23 protein-coding genes are annotated in these 22,228 nt (G+C 62.6%); 13 read left to right on the top strand and 10 right to left on the bottom strand.

All coding sequences use genetic code 11. The annotated features are described in order from the left end of the window. Window positions 1-34: 34 nt before the first annotated feature. The 4 genes from NKH63_RS11880 (at window position 35) to NKH63_RS11865 (ending at window position 4,814) form a co-directional block, all read left to right on the top strand. Window positions 35-1,111 (top strand): quaternary amine ABC transporter ATP-binding protein, encoded by a 1,077-nt coding sequence (locus NKH63_RS11880; RefSeq protein WP_352917896.1) that lies wholly within the window; start codon window positions 35-37, stop codon window positions 1,109-1,111. Continuing rightward, the gene (locus tag NKH63_RS11875; protein ID WP_352917895.1) at window positions 1,108-3,090 is read left to right on the top strand and encodes an ABC transporter permease; all 1,983 of its coding nucleotides are present in this window, start codon (window positions 1,108-1,110) and stop codon (window positions 3,088-3,090) included. The genes NKH63_RS11880 and NKH63_RS11875 overlap by 4 nt, the downstream gene beginning before the upstream one ends. 160 nt (window positions 3,091-3,250) lie before the next feature. Further along, entirely contained in the window at window positions 3,251-4,282 is a 1,032-nt protein-coding gene (locus NKH63_RS11870; protein WP_352917894.1) for a calcium-binding protein, read from the top strand. Next, window positions 4,269-4,814 (top strand): hypothetical protein, encoded by a 546-nt coding sequence (locus tag NKH63_RS11865; RefSeq protein WP_352917893.1) that lies wholly within the window; start codon window positions 4,269-4,271, stop codon window positions 4,812-4,814. Before NKH63_RS11870 ends, NKH63_RS11865 begins: the two co-directional genes overlap by 14 nt. 123 nt (window positions 4,815-4,937) lie before the next feature. Here the strand turns inward: NKH63_RS11865 and NKH63_RS11860 are convergent, their stop codons facing one another. From NKH63_RS11860 to NKH63_RS11840, 5 genes are read right to left on the bottom strand one after another with little or no spacing between them, the layout of a single operon-like run. Then, complete coding sequence (locus NKH63_RS11860; protein WP_352917892.1) at window positions 4,938-6,119, bottom strand: M20 aminoacylase family protein; 1,182 nt, start codon at window positions 6,117-6,119, stop codon at window positions 4,938-4,940. 42 nt (window positions 6,120-6,161) lie between these two features. Then, on the bottom strand, window positions 6,162-6,935 hold the full coding sequence (locus NKH63_RS11855) for an amino acid ABC transporter ATP-binding protein (RefSeq protein ID WP_352908484.1): 774 nt from the start codon (window positions 6,933-6,935) through the stop codon (window positions 6,162-6,164). Next, window positions 6,922-7,842, bottom strand: coding sequence for an amino acid ABC transporter permease (locus NKH63_RS11850; RefSeq protein WP_352639048.1), 921 nt, complete (start codon window positions 7,840-7,842; stop codon window positions 6,922-6,924). The genes NKH63_RS11855 and NKH63_RS11850 overlap by 14 nt, the downstream gene beginning before the upstream one ends. A gap of 8 nt (window positions 7,843-7,850) precedes the next feature. Then, window positions 7,851-8,720: an ABC transporter substrate-binding protein gene (locus tag NKH63_RS11845; RefSeq protein ID WP_352895553.1), complete on the bottom strand. Its 870-nt coding sequence runs from the start codon at window positions 8,718-8,720 to the stop codon at window positions 7,851-7,853. 33 nt (window positions 8,721-8,753) lie between these two features. Next, entirely contained in the window at window positions 8,754-9,728 is a 975-nt protein-coding gene (locus tag NKH63_RS11840; protein WP_352484111.1) for a substrate-binding domain-containing protein, read from the bottom strand. A gap of 108 nt (window positions 9,729-9,836) precedes the next feature. On the opposite strand from NKH63_RS11840, the gene NKH63_RS11835 reads away from it, so the two are divergent. Next, window positions 9,837-11,174 carry an aminotransferase-like domain-containing protein gene (locus NKH63_RS11835; protein WP_352484112.1) on the top strand — a complete coding sequence of 446 codons (1,338 nt, stop codon included), beginning with the start codon at window positions 9,837-9,839 and terminating at the stop codon, window positions 11,172-11,174. Window positions 11,175-11,200: 26 nt separating this feature from the next. On the opposite strand, the gene NKH63_RS11830 is transcribed toward NKH63_RS11835, so the two are convergent. Beyond that, complete coding sequence (locus NKH63_RS11830; protein WP_352917891.1) at window positions 11,201-12,559, bottom strand: trimethylamine monooxygenase; 1,359 nt, start codon at window positions 12,557-12,559, stop codon at window positions 11,201-11,203. 261 nt (window positions 12,560-12,820) lie between these two features. On the opposite strand from NKH63_RS11830, the gene NKH63_RS11825 reads away from it, so the two are divergent. Further along, window positions 12,821-13,537, top strand: a complete 717-nt coding sequence (locus tag NKH63_RS11825; protein ID WP_023716777.1) for a helix-turn-helix domain-containing protein — start codon at window positions 12,821-12,823, stop codon at window positions 13,535-13,537. 168 nt (window positions 13,538-13,705) lie between these two features. Here NKH63_RS11825 and NKH63_RS11820 read toward each other — a convergent pair whose 3' ends face one another. From NKH63_RS11820 to NKH63_RS11805, 4 genes are read right to left on the bottom strand one after another with little or no spacing between them, the layout of a single operon-like run. Further along, the gene (locus tag NKH63_RS11820) at window positions 13,706-14,746 is read right to left on the bottom strand and encodes a heme-dependent oxidative N-demethylase family protein (RefSeq protein WP_352850444.1); all 1,041 of its coding nucleotides are present in this window, start codon (window positions 14,744-14,746) and stop codon (window positions 13,706-13,708) included. A gap of 9 nt (window positions 14,747-14,755) precedes the next feature. Further along, window positions 14,756-15,721, bottom strand: a complete 966-nt coding sequence (locus NKH63_RS11815; protein ID WP_352917890.1) for a PDR/VanB family oxidoreductase — start codon at window positions 15,719-15,721, stop codon at window positions 14,756-14,758. Continuing rightward, window positions 15,718-16,314 (bottom strand): dimethylamine monooxygenase subunit DmmA family protein, encoded by a 597-nt coding sequence (locus NKH63_RS11810; RefSeq protein ID WP_352917889.1) that lies wholly within the window; start codon window positions 16,312-16,314, stop codon window positions 15,718-15,720. The genes NKH63_RS11815 and NKH63_RS11810 overlap by 4 nt, the downstream gene beginning before the upstream one ends. A gap of 14 nt (window positions 16,315-16,328) precedes the next feature. Beyond that, window positions 16,329-17,462, bottom strand: a complete 1,134-nt coding sequence (locus NKH63_RS11805) for an aminomethyl transferase family protein (protein ID WP_352850450.1) — start codon at window positions 17,460-17,462, stop codon at window positions 16,329-16,331. A gap of 248 nt (window positions 17,463-17,710) precedes the next feature. Here NKH63_RS11805 and NKH63_RS11800 point away from each other — a divergent pair, with 248 nt between their 5' ends. The 7 genes from NKH63_RS11800 to NKH63_RS11770 all read left to right on the top strand — a co-directional run bounded on the left by NKH63_RS11800 (window position 17,711) and on the right by NKH63_RS11770 (window position 22,227). Next, the gene (locus NKH63_RS11800; protein WP_023716771.1) at window positions 17,711-17,998 is read left to right on the top strand and encodes a hypothetical protein; all 288 of its coding nucleotides are present in this window, start codon (window positions 17,711-17,713) and stop codon (window positions 17,996-17,998) included. Between the two features lie 11 nt (window positions 17,999-18,009). Continuing rightward, window positions 18,010-18,387, top strand: coding sequence for a hypothetical protein (locus tag NKH63_RS11795; RefSeq protein ID WP_023716770.1), 378 nt, complete (start codon window positions 18,010-18,012; stop codon window positions 18,385-18,387). Window positions 18,388-18,404: 17 nt separating this feature from the next. Continuing rightward, window positions 18,405-18,566, top strand: a complete 162-nt coding sequence (locus NKH63_RS11790; protein ID WP_023716769.1) for a hypothetical protein — start codon at window positions 18,405-18,407, stop codon at window positions 18,564-18,566. Between the two features lie 15 nt (window positions 18,567-18,581). Then, window positions 18,582-19,982 carry an APC family permease gene (locus tag NKH63_RS11785; protein ID WP_031193329.1) on the top strand — a complete coding sequence of 467 codons (1,401 nt, stop codon included), beginning with the start codon at window positions 18,582-18,584 and terminating at the stop codon, window positions 19,980-19,982. 309 nt (window positions 19,983-20,291) lie between these two features. Next, complete coding sequence (locus tag NKH63_RS11780) at window positions 20,292-20,921, top strand: hypothetical protein (RefSeq protein WP_502895880.1); 630 nt, start codon at window positions 20,292-20,294, stop codon at window positions 20,919-20,921. Beyond that, a complete protein-coding gene (locus NKH63_RS11775) occupies window positions 20,918-21,238 on the top strand; it encodes a hypothetical protein (protein WP_031193328.1) in 321 nt (106 codons plus the stop codon). The genes NKH63_RS11780 and NKH63_RS11775 overlap by 4 nt, the downstream gene beginning before the upstream one ends. A gap of 95 nt (window positions 21,239-21,333) precedes the next feature. Beyond that, window positions 21,334-22,227, top strand: a complete 894-nt coding sequence (locus tag NKH63_RS11770) for a class II glutamine amidotransferase (RefSeq protein WP_023716765.1) — start codon at window positions 21,334-21,336, stop codon at window positions 22,225-22,227. Window position 22,228 lies beyond the last annotated feature (1 nt).

Here is a 22,228-nt window from a genome sequence, read left to right as displayed (position 1 = left end):
CGGGTCTCGATCCCTATTCCAGAAGGACGATTGCATGACCGATACGATTGAAGGCGCGGCGAAAGCGGGCAACGATGCCCGCCCGATAAAGCTTGCCTGCCGCAATGTCTGGAAGCTGTTCGGGGCGGACGCGGCCAATTTCATCCGCCGGCGCGACGGCAAGGCCAGCCTGGCGGACATCGCCGCTGCCGGACTGGTTGGCGCGGTGCGCGCCGTCGATCTCGAAATCCGGCAAGGCGAGATCTTCATCATCATGGGACTTTCGGGATCCGGCAAGTCGACGCTGGTGCGCTGCATGTCGCGGCTGATCGAGCCGACCCACGGCAAGGTCGAGTTTGAAGGCAAGGACCTGCTCAAGATTTCCGATGCCGCGCTGATCGAGCTGCGACGCCACCGCATGGGCATGGTGTTCCAGAATTTTGCCCTGCTGCCGCATCTCAACGTACTGGAGAACATCGCCTTTCCCTTGGGCATCCAGGGGCAGGACCGGCCGACGCGCGAAAAGCGGGCTCGCGAGGTCATCGAGTTGGTCGGCCTGCGCGGCCGCGAGCATTTCTATCCACGCGAGCTTTCCGGCGGCCAGCAGCAGCGTGTCGGCATCGCCCGCAGCCTCGCCACCAAGCCGGAAATCTGGTTCCTCGACGAGCCATTCTCGGCGCTCGATCCGCTGATCCGCCGTGAGATGCAGGACGAGCTGATGCGGCTGCAGACCATGCTGCACAAGATCATCGTCTTCATCACCCATGATTTCGACGAGGCCATCCGGCTGGCCGACCGGATCGCCATCATGAAGGACGGCGAGGTCATCCAGATCGGCACGCCGGAAGAGCTGGTGGTCAACCCGGCGACCGATTATGTCGCCGAATTCACGCGCGACGTCGACCGCGCCAAGGTGATCTCGGCCAAGAGCCTGATGCGCGCCTGCGACGCCGCTGAACATGGCGGCACGGTCGCGCCGGATGCCAAGATCGCCAGTTTCTCGGCAGATATCGTCTCTGCCGGCAAGCCCTTCGCGGTGGTCAACGGCACCGGCAAGCCGATCGGCGAGGTAACGCCGCAGGCGGTGATCGATCTTCTCGCTGGCATCGAACGTCCCGGAGCCGGCGCATGACGGTCACGGCAAGCGCGAGCGCAGCGAGGCCGCGGCAGGGTCAGACCTGGCTGGTGATCTGGGCCTGCGCGCTCGCCGCCGTGCTTGTTGTCTTCCTGCTGCAGGAAAGCCTGCCCTGGACGGTCAATTACCCAGCCAATGCCGTCATTCCCGTCGCCGACTGGGTCAGCGCGCTGATGAACTGGGTGAAGTCGAATTTCTCCTGGCTGACGCGCTCGATCACCGCCGTGCTCGGCGTGCCGCTCGATTTCGCGCTCAATCTTCTCGCCAAAAATTTCAAGATCGGCCATGGCGCGGATATGATCGTCTTGCCGCGCCTGTCCTGGGTCGGCGTCTGCGCTGCCGCCTACCTTGCCGGCCGCGCCGCCGGCGGCTGGAAGCTGGGTGCGCTGGTCGGCGGGTGTTTTCTCTACATCGCGCTGTTCGGGCAGTGGACCAGCGCCATGCTGACGCTGGGCCTGATCTCGATCGCTGTGCCGTTTTGCATTGTCACCGGGCTGTTCGCCGGCATCTGGGCATGGCGCAAGCCCTGGGCAGAAAGGCTATTGATCTCCCCTGCCCTCGATCTGATGCAGACGATCCCAACCTTCGCCTATCTCATCCCGATGCTGCTTTTGTTCGGCAACAGCCCGGTCTCGGCAATGATCGCGACGGCAATCTTCGCGACACCGCCAATGGTGCGGGCGACGATGCTGGGCCTGTCGCGGGTGCCGTCGGAGATCGACGATTTCAGCGAGATGGCCGGCTGCACGGCACGGCAGAAGCTGTGGCGGGTGCTGTTGCCGTCGGCGCGGCCGACGCTGATGGTCGGCGTCAACCAGGTTATCATGCTGGCGCTCAATATGGTGATCATCGCCTCGATGATCGGCGCCGGCGGCCTCGGCTATGATGTGCTTTTGGCGCTGCGCGCGCTCAAGGTCGGCGAGGCGATGGAGGCAGGCCTCGCCATCGTCGCACTGGCAATTGCGCTCGACCGGCTGAGCCAGGCGATCGCGCACAATCACGCCAAGGGCAATGTCCGCCATCAGCCCGGCACCAGCTTCTGGCGGCGCTATCCCAACCTGACGCTGGCCGTCGCCATCCTCGCCGTCACCACGCTGCTCAGCCTGTTCGTGCCGGCCTTCGCCGCGGTGCCGAAGGCGATCACCTTCACCACCGCACCTTTGTGGAAGGCGGCGGTGAACTGGATCACGATCAACTTCTTCGACACGATCGAGGCGTTCCGCGTGGCGCTGATCCTCAATGTGCTGAACCCGGTGCGCGCCTTCTGCGAGGGCTTTCCGTGGCTGGGCGCGGTTTGTCTCCTCGGCCTTGCCGGATACCAGCTCGGCGGCTTGCGCCTCGCCGCCCTGGTCGCGGCATTGACAGCGTTCTGCGTCGTCACCGGCCTTTGGGAAAAGACCATGGCGACGGTCTACCTGTGCGGCATCTCGGCCTTTATCGCTTGCCTGATCGGCATCCCTATCGGGCTGATGGCATCGCGCAGCGACCGCTTCGAAAAGATCGTGACGCCGGTCATCGACACGCTGCAGGTGCTGCCGTCGTTCTGCTTCATCATTCCGGTGGTGATGCTGTTCAGAGTCGGCGACGTCACCGCGATGATCGCCACCGTCGCCTTCGCCGTGGTGCCGGCCATCCGCTACACCAATCACGGGATCCGGCAGGTGCCGCCGGCGCTGATCGAGGCGGCGAAGGTTTCCGGCTGCACCAAGCGCCAGACCTTCTTTCGCGTGCAGCTGCCGCTGGCGTTGCCGGAGATCATGCTCGGCGTCAACCAGACTATCCTGATGGCGCTGGCAATGATCATCATCTGCGCCATGGTCGGCACCCGCGATCTCGGCCAGGAAGTGTTCATCGCCCTGTCCAAGGCCGATTCTGGCCGCGGCATCGTCGCCGGCCTGGCCATCGCCTTCATCGGCATCGTCGCCGACCGGCTGTTCAATGCATGGACGGCCAAGGCGAGAGCGAGGCTGGGATAGCCGGGAATAGGACGGCCACAGGAAGCTGCCGCTAATGGCGCCCCGGTGACGAGTTACCGATCCCTACGCCTAACGACATAGCCCTTCGGGATTATTGCTCGCTCTTGGCTCACATCGTACGGCTGTGATGGGACGGGTAGGCTCAACAGGAGAGCGGATAATGTCTAAACGCGTTCCCTTTACTACCGGTGATCTAGCAGATCATCAGTGGGGTATCGATGACGCCCTCACAGGCGATCCAAACACGAATATCTTGACCGGCGACGCCGGCGGCAGCCTGCTCGATTTCTCGAGAGGCGGCAACGATACCTTTACGGAAACCGCACCGTCGACCTACACCTTCTACGGTGACGCGGCTCGGAGCTTGTTCAATTTTGCTCGGGGCGGTGACGACACCTTCACCACGGGGCTTTCGTCCACCACGACGACTGCCTATGGTGACGCGGGCGACGATATGTCGGACCACAGCAAGGGCGGCAACGATACCTTCAACAGTGGATTGGCAAGGCAGGTAGTCGATACCTTCTATGGTGACGCCGGCGGCAACATGCTCGGCCATGCTCATGGGGGTGACGACACTTTCCTGACCCAAACCAAACAAGGAGCCGACCACACCTTCTACGGTGATGCAGGCGGCGAGATGTCCGATCGCAGCAAGGGCGGCAACGACACCTTCGAGGGCTCGAAAGAAGCCAATAACATTTTCTACGGTGACGCCGGCAGCAACATGTCCGGCAATGCGCGGGGCGGCGACGATAGCTTCACGGGCAAGAGCGATTCATTCAACACTTTCTACGGCGATGCCGGCGGCGACATGTCGGACGACAGTAGGGGTGGCAACGATACCTTTACGGGCCGCTCCTTTTCCACCAACACTTTCTTCGGCGACGCCGGCGGCAACATGTCTGGCCATGCTCTGGGCGGCGACGACTATTACACAGACACGTTTGGGGATCTCGGGAGCAAAACTCTCTATGGCGATGCGGGCGGCGATCTTTCCGGTTTTGCCACGGGCGGCAACGACACCTTCACGAGCGTGGGTGGGTCCCGGGTAACGTTCTACGGTGACGCGGGCGGCAGTATGTTCGACCATGCGCTTGGGGGCGATGACGTGGCCGTGCTGCAAGGCACCGCCCATAATGTGGGGTATGGCGACGCCGTGACGGCTCGGCAACGCTGTGGGCGGCAATGACACCCTGACCGGCGGGAACAAGAGCGCCTTTCCTGACGTTCTAAACGAGTTGTCCGGCGACGCGCGCGCTATGTCCGGCTCCGCCCAGGGCGGCAATGACATTCTTACCGGGGGCCAGAACAGCGAAAGCGGCCAAGTTCGCAACTTCCTGTGCGGCGACGCTCTGCAAATGTCCGGTTCGGCTCAGGGCGGCAACGATGTCCTGTACGCAGGGAGCGCGGCACCTGGCTGCACGGTCATCAATGACATGTGGGGGGATGGACAACTGAGCGAGTTGGCTCAGGGCGGCGCAGACCAATTCATATTCAAGGACGATGGTTCAATGACGGTCGGAACCCAAAACACCATCTACGACTTCAGCCAGACCCAAGGCGACACTATCGTGTTTAGTGGCGTGGAGGGCGTGCAATCGTTCGATGATCTCACAATTGCGCAAAGTGGAACCGACACCATTATTACCGCGGGAGTCGATCAAGTTACTCTCGCAAACTTTGCGAGCCCGCTGACAACGAGTGACTTTTTGTTCGTCTGAAAGTGAAGCTCTTATCGCATTCGAAGAGGGGGAATGCGTGAGAATTCGTTGAGCATCGTCGCGCGGCCGGTCGCCCCAATTCTGCTCGACCGGCCGATCGACAATCCCAGCCGCAAGTATGGATCAAGCGGCCAGGAATCTCTCGGTCAGTCGAGCCCAGAGCGCTGCGCCGACGGTCAAATTGCCGTCGTTGAAATCATATTTCGAGCTGTGCAGGATGGCTGAATCCTCGCCGTTGCCGAGGCGGAGGAAGCAACCGGGTTTGTGCTCGAGGAAATAGGAAAAGTCTTCGCTGCCGGGGATCAACGGGCAGACGGACACCTTGTCTTGACCAACGAGTTCAACAGCGACGTCTGTCGCAAAGGACGTCTCGCTCTCGGAATTGACCACCACCGGGTAGCCGCGCTCGTAGTCGATCTCGACGGTTGCGCCATGCGCCTGCGCCACAAGTGCTGCGATACTGCGAATACGCTGCTCGAGCCTATCGCGAATCTCGACCGAGAAGGAGCGGACGCTGAGCGTGATCTCGGCCTGTTCGGGGATGACGTTGGAGGCCGTGCCGCCGTGAATGGTGCCGACGGTGACGACAGCCGTCTCGATCGGGTTGACGTTGCGCGACACCACCGTCTGGAGGGTCATGATGATGTTGGCGGCAGCGACGATCGGGTCGACCGTCAGGTGCGGACGCGAGGCGTGGCCGCCACGCCCGGCGATCTTGATGGTGACGGTATCGCTCGCTGCCATCAGCGGCCCCGCGCGCACCAGGAAGGAACCCGCCGGCGCGCCCGGATGGTTGTGCAGCCCGAAAATCGCATCGCAGGGAAAGCGCTCGAACAGGCCGTCGGCGATCATCGCCTGCGCCCCGCTTCCTTTGCCGGCTTCCTCGGCCGGCTGGAAGATGAGGTTCACCGTGCCGTTGAAATGGCGCGTGCGCGCCAGGTATTCGGCCGCGCCGAGCAGCATCGTGGTGTGGCCGTCATGGCCGCAGGCGTGCATCTTGCCGCTGGCTTGGCTGGCATAAGGGAGATTGGTCGCTTCGGTGATCGGCAAGGCGTCCATGTCGGCGCGGATGGCAATGCTGCGGCCGCTGCCTTGGCGCAAGCGGCCGACGACCCCGAGCCCGCCGACATTGCGTGTCACCTCATAGCCCCAGCTTTCGAGCCGTTCGGCAACGTATGCAGCCGTTTCGTGCTCCTGGAAGGAAAGCTCGGGATGCGCGTGCAGGTGCTGGCGAGCCGCAGCAAGCTCGGCGGCCTTGTCGGCGAAGTCGGAAACATCGGCGAACTGGTTGGAGGTCTTTGGCATGAGGGGTCCTTTGCCGAGCACGTAATGGCGCCGGCTTTTCTGTTAGATGAAACGGCTTAAAAAGGCCCGCGTGCGCGGGTGCCTGGGTTTGGCGAGAACCTCGTCCGGAGGCCCGGCCTCGATCACATTGCCGTCGTCCATGAACACCACCCGATCCGCCGCTTCGCGGGCGAAGCCGATCTCATGCGTGACCACGATCATGGTCAAGCCCTGCCTGGCAAGATCGCGCATGGTGGCGAGCACCTCGCCGACCAACTCCGGATCGAGCGCCGACGTCGGCTCGTCGAAGAGCATCAATTTCGGGCGGATGGCGAGCGCACGGGCGATGGCGACGCGCTGCTGCTGGCCGCCTGAAAGCTGGCGCGGATAGGCGTCGATCTTGTCGGCGAGACCGACACGGGTCAGCAGTTCGCGGGCGTAGCCGATCGCTTCCTTGCGGTTCTCCCGGTGAACGCCGACCGGAGCCTCGATGACGTTCTGAAGGGTCGTCATGTGTGGATAGAGATTGAACTGCTGGAACACCATGCCGATCTTGCGCCGCTGCGCCGCGATCGCCCGATCGGAGAGCTTGTCGAGACGGCCGTTGTGCAGCCGGTAGCCGATCTGCTCGCCGTCCACCTCGATCGCCCCTTGGTCGATCGCCTCGAGATGATTGATGCATCGCAGGAAGGTCGACTTTCCGGAGCCGGACGGTCCGAGAACGACCACCACCTCGCCAGGCGCGACGTCCAGGTCGATGCCCTTCAGCACCTCGAGCGGGCCGAAGGCCTTGTGAACGTTGCGCGCCCGGACCAAGGGCGTGTCATGCGCGCTCATTGGCGGCCTCCAGGGTGGCGGTCGCCGTCTTCTCGCGGGCGCCGCGGTCGCCGCGGCTGTAATGGCGTTCGATCGCACCCTGCGCGACGTTGAGAACCGAGGTGATCAACAGGTACCAGAGCACCGCAACCATCAGCAGCGGAATGATTTCGAAGGTGCGGTTGTAGATCGACTGCACGGAGTACAGCAGGTCGGCCATGGCGATGACGCTGACCAGCGACGTCGCCTTGATCATGCTGATCAGCTGATTGCCGGTCGGCGGCACGATCGAGCGCATCGCCTGCGGGATGATGATGCGCCGCAGGGCCCGCGCGCGGGTCATGCCGAAGGCTTCAGCCGTTTCGGCCTGCCCCTTGTCCACCGACAGCAGCCCACCACGAATGATCTCTGCCATATAGGCGGCCTCATTCAGCGCCAGACCGAGGATAGCGGCCGTCAAAGGCGTGATCAGGTCGTTGGTGTTCCAGCTCGCAAAACCGATGGAAATGCGCGGAAACAGCGTCGAAAGATTGTACCACAGGATGAGCTGCACCAGCAGCGGCGTTCCCCGGAAGAACCAGATGAACAGTCCGGATAGAAAAGATGCCAGCCTGTCTTTCGACATGCGCGCGATGGCGAGCAGCAGGCCGAGCACGATACCCAGGATCATCGCCACGACCGTCAGGCCGAGCGTTACGGAAAGCCCCTGCATGACCGTCGGATCGAAGAAATACTGGGCGACGACTGGCCAACCGAAATTCGGGTTGACCGCGACGATATAGGCGAAGCCGGCCGCCACGGCGACGGTGAACGCCCAGAGCACCAGCCGGACAAGCGGAAACGGCCGGTGGGCTCGCTTGACATCGCGCAGAGCGTCGTCGGGACGTCGCGGCACCTCGGACGCGTAGGCAGCGGTCGCGTCGGTCATGGCAGCCTCTACTGTCCCTGGTTGATGCCGGGCGCGTCGATCATGTTCTTCTCGAGACCCCACTTCTTCATCACCGCGGCGTAGGTGCCGTTCTTCATCAGGATCTTGAACGCGTCGAGTAGTACACCGCCCAGCGGCGAGCCCTTCTTGAAGACGGCGCCTTGATAGATGTCCTTGAAGCCATTGGCCTGGCCGACACCTGAAAGTTCCAGTTGGCCCTTCGCCTGCTCGACGAAATAGGTCAGTGGCGCCTGCGAGGAGAAGAATGCGTCGGAGCGCTTCGACCGGACGGCCAGTATCGAGCTCGGCTGGTCGGTGAAGGATTGCACCTCGACGGCCGGCTTGCCGCCCTCGGTGCATTTCTGCGCCTGCTGCTTGATGACCTTTTCGGCTGAGCCACCCGACATCACGGCGATGCGCTTGCCGCACGCCGTGTCGAGCGAGGTGATGCCTTGCGGATTGCCCTTCTCGACGGCGAAGACGACGTATTCGCGCACCCAATCGATGAAGTCGTTGGATTTCTGGCGGTCGGGATAGTCGCCGACAGGTCCCATCGCGAACTGATAACGGCCGGCATTGATGCCGCTCAGCAAGGCCGGCAAGCCGGCGACCGAGGCGTGATCGACTTCGACACCGAGCAGCTGGCCGATGGCGTCGGAAATGTCCCTGGTTGCCCCGGTCAGTTCGGTGCCGGTGACGATCTCATAGGGCGGGAACGAGCCGTTGTTGACGGCCGTGATCTTTCCCGCCGTGCGGATCTCTTCCGGCAGCCGGGCCCGCAAATCTTCGTTCACCGATTGCTTCTGGATATCCTGGGCGAAGCTGGCCTGCGCCAGAATGGTGACGAGCGAGGCGAATATGAAGCTGATTGTCCTCATGGCATTCTCCTTCGTGTTCTTCGTTGCGCGTTGTCAGGCTGCGGTGGCCCGCGACCTGGCGTCGAAAGGAAACAAGGCTTCGGCGGAAATCGGTTCCGTCAGAATGCCCTGGGCATGTAGCTCGGTGACGAAATCCTCGATCATGCGCCGGTTGGCGGGCAGGCCGCTGGCGTTCCAGGAGGCAGGCAGGTCGCGCCCCGCATGAAGCAGCTCCTCGAGGATCCAGGGCGAGGTATCGGCATATTTTCGGCGCTTGCCCGTCCAGACGCGCTGGCTTTCGTCGATCAGCCTGGCGAGTTCCTGCGGCAGCCAGGGGTGCTCCCTGGCCAGGACGGCCTTGACGGCGACCAGATGCATGCCCGGGACATAACCGACGTCGGCGAAATAGGCGCGTTCGGCCGCGCGAAAATCGCGCAGCACTTGCCGGAAGCCGGAAGCCGGGCCGAAAAAGCCGTCCGGCATGAAGGGTGTGAAAACGGCGTCGAGCTCGCCTTGCGCCAGCAGCTCCATCATCGGGCGCTCGCCTGGCGCTGCTTCGATGCGACCCGGCCTGCCGAATCCGTCGAGGCGGTCGGCGACCGGGTGCTCGGATGTCAGCCTGCCGGCAAACCAGTAGGCGTCCTCGACGCCGACACCTTCGCGGCGAAGTGCCGCCCGCGTCCATGTGTTGCCGGAATCGCGCCAGCCGGTGACGCCGATGCGTTTGCCGGCAAGGTCGGAGAGCCGTACCAGCGGACTGTCACTGACCGTGATGATGCAGCGGTGGCGAAAGCCGCGCATGATGAAACACGGTATTCCAACCACCGTATCCCGGCCCGACGCCATGGCCGACACATAACGGCTGAACGAGACCTCCGCCGCATCGTAGTTCGGATCGGTACCGAGATCCGCGATCAGCGTGGCGACGCGGTCAACCTTCACCGACAAGCGGCTGGAGGTGACGTCACCGAGGACCAAGGGCGTGAGATAGTCCCAATCACGGGTGGCTATAGTGATGGAAACGGGCATCGGCATGAACTTCAATACTATGTTTGACCGGCGATTGGTAAATGTTTATTTTTGGCCGATCAAATGTTATTATGTTACTGAACATTAACACTGGCAGTCGTTGATTCGATGGATTTCGATGCAGGATGGTTCGCTGAACGCCTCGGCGACCGCACGACGCGCGGCATCGCGCGCGAGACCAGTGCGCTGATCAGAAGCGGCGCGCTGCCTGTCGGCGCAAAGCTTCCGCCGGTGCGCGATCTTGCCTATGTGCTCGGCGTCAGCCCGGCGACGGTCTCGCAGGCGTGGAGCGAGCTGCGGCGCTACAAGATCATCGGCGGCCGCGGGCGCAACGGCACCTGGATCATGGGCAACCGCTTTGCCGCCCGGCCCGAGCGCCACATGAGCGGCGGCAATTACGGTGCGGACATTCTGAACCTGGCGATCGCGGAGCCCGATGTGAAGCTCTTGCCGCCGCTCGACATCGCGCTGGCGCATGGCGCGCGCGCCGAAAAGCTCAACAGCTACGACCGGGTGCGCATCCTGCCCGAGCTGGAGGCCGCGGTGCGCCCGTCATGGCCGTACGATCCCGGCGCGTTCCTGGCCACCAATGGCGGTTACAACGCCATCTACACCTTGCTGCATGCGCTGGTCCCGACGGGGGCGCCGGTGGCCATCGAGAATCCGACGGCGCTTCGCCTGCTCGACATCCTCGAAGATCTCGACGTGCCGATCATCCCGGTGGACTGCGACAGTGACGGCCCCTTGCCCGACGCGCTCGCCAACGCTCTGCGGCAGCGGCCGGTCGCGTTCCTGTTCCAGCCGCGCGTCCATTCGGTGACCGGCGCCTGCATGTCGTCGGCGCGGCTGGAAGTCATCGGCGACCTGCTCGCCGGCACCGACGTGCTGATTGTCGAAGATGACGGCGTTGGCGATATTGCCGATGCGCCGCGCATTTCGCTTGGCCGGCGTTTTCCCGATCGCGTCGTCCACATCCTGTCCTATTCCAAGACCCATGGCCCGGACCTGCGGCTCGCCGTGCTGTCCGGATCGGCGACGATCGTCGAACAGATCCAGTCCTATCGCAGCTTCAGCTCGGGATGGACCAGCCGTATCCTGCAGGCGGCCACCGCCTGGCTGCTGCAAGACCCGGCCACGGCTGTCTTGGTCGAGCAGGCGAAGGAGGTGTATCGCCGCCGCCGCGAACGGCTCGCCGGCGAACTGGCGAAACGCGATGTCGCGATCGACGCCGGATATGGTCTCAGCGTCCTCATTCCGGTTGCTTCGGAACCTTATGCGATGGTCACGCTGGCCGCGCACGGCATCGCGGTCCATGCCGGCGCGAAGTTTTCGACCGGAAAAACGAACGCCGTCCGCGTCGCGACCAGCATCCTGGACGAGGAGCACCTCGAACACGTCGCAAATTCCCTGGCGCTGGCAGCCGACCCGGCGCGGGACGTTGTGTGAGGCAAGGCAATCGTCGTTCGGACTCCCTACTCCGCCGCCACGCCCTTCACTTCGAGATAGCTCTCCATCGAATCGTCCATCGCCTGCAGCCAGGGCGTATGGTGCAGCGGCGCCATCGTGCCGGTCATCAGCGAGCGATAGGAATGGTCGCGGAAGCCCATGATGTCTTCCGCCTTGTGGTGCTCCCACTCCATGAAGGTCTGATTGACAGCCTCGATATCGAAGCCGGGATAGTCGGTCTGCTTCATCAACTCCCTGGTGTAGTCGCCCTGGAACCAGATCATCTGCTCGGCGTCTTCCAGCGTTTCCTCGCGTGCCCGCCACTTTTTGCCGTGCTCGGCCATCGCATCGGCCGAGGGCAGTTTGATGCGGCCCATGATGACGTCGCGGGCGAACCAGGCCTGCGCGTCGAACATGTTGAAGGTGTAGAACTGGTCCTGCATGCCGATATAGGACAGCTTCGGGTTTTTCTCCCAGACGACGCCCTCGTAGAGCCCGTCCGGCCACATGCGGTTGGCGGTCTTCAGCTTCAGGTCTTCGGTCAGGAACGGGAAGGAGTGGAGATAGCCGGTGCACAGGATGATGGCGTCAACGTCTTTGGTGCTGCCGTCCTTGAAATGCGCGGTCTTGCCGACGACTTTCTGCAGCAGCGGCACTTCCTTCCAGTTCTCCGGCCATCTGAAGCCCATCGGCTTCGAGCGGTAGCTGGAGGTGATCGATCTGGCGCCGTATTTGTAGCATTGCGAGCCGATGTCCTCGGCCGAATAGGAGCGGCCGATGATCAAAATGTCCTTGCCCTTGAATTCCATCGCGTCGCGGAAGTCATGGCTGTGCAGGATACGGCCGTTGAAGGTCGAAAAGCCCTCGAAATAAGGAACGTTGGGCACGGAGAAATGCCCCGAGGCGACGACGACATTGTCGAATTCTTCCGAATAGGTGACGTCGTTGGTGCGGTCATGCGCGGTGACGGTGAACTTCTTCGTCGCGTCGGAAAAGGTGACCATGCGCACCGGGCTGTTGAAGCGCACCCATTGGCGCACGCCGGATTTTTCGACGCGGCCCTTGATGTAGTCCCACAGCACGGCACGCGGTGGATAGGAGCCAATCGGCCGGCCGAAATGCTCCTCGAACGTGTAGTCGGCAAATTCGAGGCATTCCTTCGGGCCGTTCGACCAGAGGTAACGGTACATCGAGCCATGCACCGGGTCGCCATGCTCGTCGAGGCCGGTGCGCCAGGTATAGTTCCACAGGCCGCCCCAGTCGGACTGCTTTTCGAAGCAGACGATCTCGGGGATGTCGGCGCCCTTGTCGGCGGCCGACTTGAAGGCCCTGAGCTGGGCCATGCCGGACGGCCCGGCTCCGATAACGGCAACACGATCTTTCATTCCGGGCCTCCCGATCTCATTTCTCTAACGAAACAAATTTCACTGACAGGACAGTAATTACCCCTTCGATGCTGTCAACTGGCCTTGTCGCGAAACCCTCGTTTCGCCGAGCTGGATTTTCCAAGCGACGCAGTACCTCGGGCGAAATCCAGACATTGCGCAATTCGACACGGGCGGCTTGCGGTAGCAGTTGCGCTTCTGTATCGGCACCGAATATGTTCACCGTGAGTGAAATGAATCGGCAAGGTCCGGGGTGGCGAAATGGCGAAAAAAGCGACCAGTCTAAAGCCTGCGGCAGCCGCCGCGGGCAAAGCCAAGCCGTCGGTTGCTGTAATCGATCCGCGCAAGATGCGCGCGCCGCTCACCCAGAACCCGCACGCCATTCGCGACACTCGCGAAAAAGTGCTGGAGGTCGCGATCGGCCGCGAGGTGCGGGCATTCCGCAAGAAGCTCGGCATCACCGTCGCCGATCTGGCGGCCGCCACCGACATTTCGCTTGGCATGCTGTCGAAGATCGAGAACGGCATCACCTCGCCGTCGCTGACCACGTTGCAGGCGCTGTCGCGGGCACTCGGCGTTCCCGTCACCGCATTCTTCCGCCGCTTCGAGGAAGAGCGCAGCGCCGTCTTTGTCAAGGCCGGGGAAGGCCTTGACGTCGAGCGCCGCGGCACGCGCGCCGGCCACCAGTACAATCTGCTCGGCCATATCGGCTCCAACACCAGCGGCGTCGTCGTCGAACCCTATCTGATCACGCTGACCGAAGATTCCGACGTGTTTCCGACCTTCCAGCACGAAGGGATGGAATTCCTCTACATGCTGGAAGGCGAAGTCGTTTACCGGCACGGGAGCAATCTCTACCCTATGAAGCCCGGCGACAGCCTGTTCTTCGACGCCGATGCGCCGCACGGGCCGGAAGTGCTGACCGTTCTGCCGATGCGCTATTTGTCGATCATTTGCTACCCGCAGAGCGCGGGGTGAGCGGGAGGCAAGCGACCCCCTCACCCGGATTGCCAACCGAATTGTGAAGGACAATTCGGGGCAATCCGACCTCTCCCCGAGGGGAGAGGAGATTGGCAGCGCCGGCGCTAGCCTCTTCTCCCCAGCGTGGAGAAGGTGGCCGCGAAGCGGCCGGATGAGGGGACTTGCTTAATCCGGCCCAAACCCCGGCGACGTCGCACTGCCGTCATCCAACTTCGACAGCCATTCGACCAGCGTCGCGCGGTAGCGCGTCAGGCCCTTGTAGGTGGCGAGTTCCTCGGGCAGGTCGCGGATGACGCGGTGCAGGCGCCGTGCCCATTTCGGCTGCATCACCAGCTCGTCCATCTTGATCAGGTAACAGCGGATCGGGAACACGATCGCATTCGAGCGCGGCAGCCGCCAGAAGCTCTGCAGCTCGACGCGCAGATGGACCTTGTCGCCGACATTTTCCGGCGTCACCGTGGCGCGGTCCGGACCCCATTTGTGGTAATTTTCCGGGCTGGTATCGAGGCGCGGATTGATGGTCATCGTCCAGTTCAGCCGGCGCGCCGGCTTACCCTGCTGGATATTGGTGAGGAACTTCAGCGCCCGGACGAATATGCCCTTCTCATGCGCCAGCGGCACCGGCGCGTGCCATTCGAAGAAGTTCATGCCGATGTCGAAATCGAGCGACCAGTCGGCCTGGGTGGTGACCATGCCGGCATCCATCCACAGATTGCCGTCGCGCTGGTCGAGGATGCAGAAATCGCCCTGGCTCTGGCGGGTGATGTATTCCATTGGCCCATAGGGCAGCGTCGAGACGTCACCGAAGGTGAAGCTGTCGTCGATGCCGAGCGGCCGGTTGATCCAGCGCCAGCGGTCGCCGTCGCGGGCCAGGGTGAAATGCTCGGGATAGCCCAGCGCCTGCTGCTCCATCAAAAGCTCAAGCAGATCCCAGCCGGCCAGCGTCATGTGCGGCAGCGACTGGCAGCGCAGCGGGTCTTCGGCGAGCACCAAAGCACGGTCCTGCATTTCGGCGACATAGTGCTCGTCGACGTCGATCAAATTCTCCAGCACGCTGTCCTTCGGCCCGACGACATGCGGCTCGATATTGACCGCATACATGTAGCTGTCTTCATGGAACGGGAATGGAAACCGCCTGATGTGCTCCGGGCTGTTCCGGAAGGTGAAGTCGTCGCGAAAGGTTTCCTTGCGAAAGGTAATGCCCAAGCTCGCCTCCTATCTTTCCAGCACCAGCGACCGGCCCTCGAAGCGCGAAACGCAGGGCATGATCTTGCAGCCCGAACGGTGGTCTTCCTCGCTCAGCCAGTGGTCGTTGTGGATGAATTTACCGTCATGCGAAATGACGTTGGTCTCGCACTGGCCGCAGACGCCGCCGCGGCAGAGATAGGGCGGATCGACGCCGGCCGCCTCGATCGCCTCGAGCAGGCTCTGCTGCTCGTCGACACTGATGGTCTTGCCGCTGAGCGCTAGCGTCACGTCGAAGGGCGCGCCGGGCTGCGGGGCCGCGAAATGCTCGAAATGCACGGTCTCGGGAGGCCAGCCGAGGGCGGCGGCACGCTCGCGCACCCAGCCGATCATGCCGGACGGGCCGCAGACATAGAGGTGCGTGCCGAGTGGCTGCGACGACAACAGCCGGTCGAGATCGACGCGCTCGTCGCGGTCGTCGTGATAGAGCCTGACCCGGCGATCGTAGCGCTCCTTGAGCAGGTCGGTATAGGTGCCGAGCGAGGCGGTGCGGCAGGTGTAATGCAACTCGAAATTGCCGCCTTCCGCCGCCAGCTGCGCGGTCTGCGCCATGAACGGGGTGATGCCGATGCCGCCGGCCAGCATCAGATGCTTCCTGGCGCGCAGATCGAGCGAGAACAGGTTGACGGGATAGCTGACCACCATCTCGGTGCCGGGCCTGACCTGCCTGTGCATGAACAGCGAGCCGCCGCGGCCGGCGTCGTCGCGGCGAACCGAGATGGTGTATTCGCCGGTATCGAGCGGCGAGCCCATCAGCGAATAGGGATTGAGCCTGGTGCGTTCGCCATCGCGCATCTCGACGACGACATGGGCGCCGCCGGAAAAGGTCGGCAAGAGCTCGCCGTCGCGCCTGCGGAAGTGAAAGCGCGTCACCAACTCGTTGACCGGAACGACATCGCTGACGATGACGTCGAGCTTGGTGGTGCCGGTGCTCATCGAAAGACCTCCTCCGTCGGAGAAATTTCACTGCGGTCCTCGGCATTGATGCAGACGCCCTGGAAAGCGGCGAGGCGTCGTGAATAGTGGTCGCGAACCAGAAGCAAGAGGCCGCAATGCGAACAGGTCGCCGGCTGCGTCGTGACATTCTCGGTGATGCCCTTGCAGTGGACGCACTGCATGCGGCGCGCCAGCGAGCCGCGATGCTCGGTCTGGATCGAGGTGTGGTCGATGCCGGCTTCGAGCGCCGCCTGCATGGCCTGGCCGATCAGCCCTTCGGTGCCGGCAAGGTAGAGCCTGAGTCCCATATGCGCGTTTGCCAGCGTCTGCTTCAGCCGCGGCAAAGCGCTGGCAAAGGAATGGCCGAGGTAGAACTGCGCCGGCTTCAGCGCTTCGAGCACATCGGCATATTTGCTGTCGCGGCCCGGAATGAAGATGATGTGGGCGCCGCCGAAGAAATCCGCCGGTGCCTTGGCGGCCAGATCGGCAATGGCCAGCGCTCCCTCTGCATCCGCTATGAAAAGATGATGCTTGCCCGGCTGCGGAGACAGGGTCCCATAGACCGGCCGGCTGATGATGCTTTTCGCTGCCATACCCGCAGTATGCCTCAGCCTTTCGCCGTGCGCTTGGTCTTCTTCGGATCGTCGAACGGAAGCGGCTCGGCGGTTGCGCTGATGGCGCCGCTCTTGTTGCGGATCTCGAGCCTGGTGCCTTGTACCGCGCAGTCGACGTCGAGCCGGGCGATGCCCATCGATTTTTTGACCAGCGGCGAATACATGGCGCAGGTCACCACGCCGACTTTTTTGCCGTCGCGATAGGCTGGCGCGCCCTCGTCGGCCGGCTCCTTGCCTTCGAGCAGCACGCCGAAGATCTTGAAGCGCTCCTTGCCCTTGAGGCGATAATGCTCCTCGGCGCCGCGAAAGCCTGTCTTGCCGGGGCTGACGGTGAAATCGAGGCCGAGCTCCCACAGCGTGTCGCCGGGGCCTTCGTTCTCGAACGGGTATTTCTGCGAATTGTCGTAGGGGTAAAACAGCAGGTAGCTCTCGACGCGCAGCATGTCGAGCGTGGTGAAGCGGCACGGGATGATGCCGGCGCTCTTGCCCTCGTCGAGGATCCTGTCCCAGATCGTGCCGGCGTCCTGGCCACGGCAGAAGATCTCGTAGCCGCGCTCGCCGGTGTAGCCAGTGCGCGAGATCATCACCGGCAAGCCGAACAGCTGCGTCTGCATGTGATGGAAATAGTTGAGGTCGCGAATGCCCGGCACATGCTTTGCCAGATAGTCGACGGCGGTCGGGCCTTGCAGCGAAAGGTCGTGCAGATTGTCATCGAAGCGCAGCGACACGTCACGACCGACCGAAGCGCGCTGCAGCTCTTCATGGCCGGTGCCCGAGCCATGCACCACCATCCAGGAATTCGGGCCGGTGCGGTAGAGGATGCAGTCGTCGGTGAACTTGCCGGCCTCGTTCAGCATGCAGGCATAGGCCGACTTGCCGGGATAGATCTTTTCGACGTCGCGCGTCGTCGCCAGGTCGATCAGGTGCGAGGCGTGCGGCCCGGTGATGTGGACCTTCTTCAAGCCGGACACGTCCATCAGGCCGGCCTTGGTGCGGATGGCGATATACTCTTCGTCGGCGTCCTTGTCGTAGGTCCACGCGGTGCCCATGCCGCTCCAGTCTTCGAGCTTCGAGCCGAGCGCGCGATGGCGGTCCGCAAGGGCCGAAAATCTCCAGGATGCCGTCATCCGCTGGTCCTCCGTTCGAAAAAACTTCTTGCTTTCCCCTGCTCCCTGGCGGGAGCGTTGCCCGAATATTGATCGCAAACGCCGAGAGCCTGCAATACCCGCAAGCAAATAATTTCATTGTCAGGCAAAATCCGGCTGGTCAAACAAACAGTTAACGTTGCGTAAAATCGTCTTGACAATTGCGGAGTTCGGCTTGAAGTTATGAAAAAAATTTCACTCTCTTGAAAGAGAGCGATGGAGGGGAACCGATGTCCGACATGCAGCAGCGCATTGAAGCCCTGTACCGTTCCGACCTTCGTGGATCGGTGCTCCTGATCGTCTGTCTGTGGGCGACGATCCTCTTCGTCCTCTTCATGACATGGCCGTACATCCCCGACGCAGGCATCAAGCTAGTCGTCGCGGTCGCTGCCGCCGCGGTGCTGATCTTCAACACGGCCGCCATCCTGGCGATGGTCAACCACTACAAGGAAGACAAGGACTTCATCTACGGCCTCGACATCAAGAATGCCGACGCTTACCGCAACCGCAAGTCCTGAGGGGGAGACGCATGGCCCGCTACACACCGCCCGAACAGAGCAAGGCCGGACAGGTTTTCGATATCGCCGTCGTCGTGGTCGCGATTTTTGTCGCGCTGTGGCTGCCGCTGAAACTGGGGCTGGCAGGGGCGGCAAAATCCATCGACGCGCTCGACGCCAAGACGTGGGAAGCGCTCGGCCAGAACCCGACCATGGCCTCGATCTGGGAAAAGCTCGGCTACACGCCGGAAACCGCGCACGACATCATCCAGAACCGGTTCCACTACATCATCGACTGGCCGACGCTGATCATCATGGCCGCAGTGCTGATCGGCTATTTCATCTTTCTGTTCCGCGCATCGGACCGCGAATACCGCGACGTCATCAACGAAAAATTCGACGACAAATAAACCGGGGAAGAATCGTCATGTGGGTGGCACTCTCTTACGCATGCTGGGGCATCTCGATCGTGCTCGCGCTGTGGATGCTCTACGACTGGTTCAAGATCGACACGACATTTTCCGAAGACGTGCTAACCTCGTCCAGGGAAGGCGAACTTGAAGCCGTGTCCGAAAAACACCGGATCTGAGTAGGGGATTGAACGATGACGGTCACGCTTGAACCGGCAGTGCAAGTGCAAGGCGACAGGGTTTCGCTGCTCAGGGTGCTCGGCCCCGCCCATGTCTGGGCACTCGGCGTCGGCATTGTTCTGGTCGGAGAATTCACCGGCTGGAATTTCGCGGCGGACAAGGGCGGCGCGCTGGCGGCGCTGATCGTCTGCTGGATCGTCGGCCTGCTCTACACCTCGGTCGCCATGATCGATTCCGAAGTCACCTCAACGGTTGCCGCCGCCGGCGGCCAATATGCGCAGGCAAAGCACATTGTCGGGCCGCTGATGGCCTTCAACGTCGCGCTGTTCCTGGTCTTTGCCTACACCATGCTCGAAGTGTCGGACGCTATCCTGCTCGGCGACACGATCGTCGCCAAGGCCGGCGTCGAAGGCCTCAACCACAATTCCTTCATCGCCGCGACCATCGTCGTGCTGGCATGGCTGAACTATCGCGGCGTGCTGATGACGCTCAACGTAAACTTCGTCATCACCGCCATCGCCTATGTCTCGATCGTCATCCTGTTCTTCTCGGTCAGCCCGTGGACGCAAGGCGCCGTGCTCAAGCTGAACGAGCTGGTCACCCCCGGCAACGCCCTGCCCTATGGCTGGATCGGCGTCATCGCCGCCTTCCAGTTCGGCATCTGGTACTATCTCGGCATCGAGGGCACCACGCAGGCGGCCGAGGAAGTTCGCTCGCCGGCGCGCTCGCTGCCTTACGGCACGATGGCCGGCATGATTACGCTTTTGATCGCCGCCGCCATGACCTGGTATGTCTGCGCCTCGCTGATGCCCTGGGAATATCTCGGCATCACCTATTATCCGCTCTGGGACGCGGGCAAGCTGACCGGCAGCCCGCTGCTGGAGAACCTGTTGTTCATCGCGACGCTGCTTGCTGCACTTGCTTCGGCCAATGGCTGCATCAACGACGCCGCGCGCGCCTGGTTCTCGCTCGGCCGCGACCGCTATCTGCCGACCTGGTTCTCGGCGGTGCATCCGAAATACCGCACGCCCTATCGCTCGATCCTGTTCCTGCTGCCGATCGCGCTGGCCTTTGCCTTCATCGCCGACCTCAACCAGGCGATCACCTTCTCGATCCTGTCGGGCGTGCTGCAATACACCTTCATGAGCATCAACATCATCATGTTCAGGAAGAAGTGGCCGCTCGGCTCGATCCGCCGCGGCTACACCCATCCCTTCCATCCGCTGCCGGCGATCGTGCTGTTCTGCCTTTGCGTGGTCACCTTCTTTGCGATCTTCCTCGGCTTCGGCTCGCAGCTGATCGCCATGGTCGCCTTCTACTTCCTGATCTCGCTCTGGTTCCATTTCTACCGCTACAGATTCGTGCGCCGCGGTGCCCAGTTCACCATGCCGTGGCCGAAACCGCAGGGGTACTGACAGGAGTAGGCTCATCCCAGAACGCAGGGCAATCGCACATGGGCAAGCGCCCCCTCACCCGGACTGCCAACCGAATTGCGAAGGGCAATTCGGGGCAATCCGACCTCTCCCCGGGGGGAGAGGGGTCGCCAGCGTTGACGCCAGCCTCTTCTCCCCAGCGGGGAGAAGGTGGCCGCGAAGCGGCCGGATGAGGGGGACTCCATACGCAATAGCCCTGCTCCAAAACGGGGCGGGCATTTGCGTGACGAGGTGCGTTAGGTGATCTCAGCATTGCTCGCCGGGGCGGTTGCCCTGGCTCTCGTCCTCCACATGACCTGGCTTGCGCGCGCCAACCGCAACAAGGCTTCGACCGCGCTTGCCGCCGACGAAGCGGGACTTCGCGAAATCATTCCCGACGTGGCCAACGTCTCGGACGGCACCGCCGGCGTCGTCACCTTCGCCGGCTCGTGGAACGGCCGGCGGGTGCAGGTACGGACCATCGTTGACACGCTGGCGATCAGGAAGCTGCCAGCGCGCTGGCTGAGCGTTTCGATCAACGAAAAAGTCGCGGTGCCAGGCACTTTCGACATGATGATGCGGCCAGGATCGCCGACGACTTTTTCCAATTTCGATCATCTCGACCATACACTGCCGAAGGCGGCGGGATTTCCAGCCGAAGCGGTGCTGCGGAGCGACCGCAAGGGCGTGCGCTTCCCTGACGCCATTATCACCGACCACCTCGATGTCTTTGTCGAGGGGCGCGCCAAGGAATTGCTGATCACGCCGAACGGCGTGCGCATCGTCTGGCTGCTGGCCGAGGCCGAGCGGGCGCGCTATGGCGTGTTCCGGCAAGCCGAATTCGGCACGGTCAGGCTCGATCCGGCGCTGGTCGAGAGGCTGCTGTCGTCGGCGTCGGCACTGCGCGATGCCATCAATCAAAGCGAACGGCAAGCGGCATGAGCAGGCAGAGCACCACCTCCCCCGCGCCACCGAACCCGTATCTGGTTCTCGGCGCCGCGATCGTCTTGCCGGCGAGCGGGCATGTCGTGCTAGGCGTGCCGGTGCGCGGCCTGCAGTTCCTGTTTTTCATGGTGATCCTGGCCTGGGTCACCGCCAAGATCGCGCCGCCGGATGCCAGCTTCATCGGCCGGCATGCCGGCGGCTTCCTGATCTATGCCCTGTCGATCCTGGATGCCTACAAGATCGCCCGCGTCCGCCATGCCAAATGGGTTCACAATGGCGGCAAGCGCAGCGATAGTGCGGCCGGCAGCGCCTGAGCCGATATATAACGACAGGAAAATTTTTTTCATACTAATTGAATTCCCGGGACTCATTCGATACATCTCCAAGGGAACAAATCTCGGAGCCTGACATGTGCGGAATCGTCGGACTGTTTTTGAAGGACAAGTCGCTTGAGCCCCAGCTTGGCGCGATGCTGTCGGAGATGCTGATCTCGCTCAGCGATCGCGGTCCCGACAGCGCCGGCATCGCCATCTATGGCGCGTCTTCCAATGAAGCCAAGATCACCATCCAGTCGGCCAAGCCGGAGCGCGATTTCCGCGGCCTCGACGCCGACCTCGCCAAGGCGATCGGCGCGCCGGTGAGCTTGGCTGCGAAGTCGACGCATGCGGTGGTCAGGACGACGCCTGCCAAGATCGACGAAGCGCGCGAGGCGATCCAGGCGCTGCGCCCCGACATCCGCATCATGGGCGCCGGCGACGTCGTCGAGATCTACAAGGAAGTCGGCTTGCCGGAAGCGGTCGTCGATCGGTTCGGCGTCCGCGAGATGACCGGCACGCACGGCATCGGCCATACCCGCATGGCGACCGAATCGGCGGTGACGACGATGGGCGCGCATCCGTTCTCGACCGGCGCCGACCAGTGCCTGGTGCATAATGGCTCGCTGTCCAACCACAACAATGTCCGCCGCGAGCTGATCCGCGAAGGCATGACATTCGAGACCGAGAACGACACCGAAGTCGCGGCCGCCTATCTCTCCTCGCAGATGGCGCATGGCAAGAACCTCGGCGAGGCGCTGGAAGGCACGCTGAGCGACCTCGACGGCTTCTTCACCTTCGTCGTCGGCACCAAGAACGGCTTCGGCGTGGTGCGCGATCCGATCGCCTGCAAGCCCGCCGTGATGGCCGAAACCGACCAGTATGTCGCCTTCGGCTCGGAATATCGTGCGCTGACCAAACTGCCCGGCATAGACAATGCGAAGGTCTGGGAACCCGAGCCCGCAACCGTCTATTTCTGGGAGCATTGAT

It is taken from the genome of Mesorhizobium sp. M0960 (assembly GCF_040319055.1).
Classification (GTDB): Bacteria; Pseudomonadota; Alphaproteobacteria; order Rhizobiales; family Rhizobiaceae; genus Mesorhizobium.
This window is presented reverse-complemented; position numbering and strand designations above follow the sequence as displayed.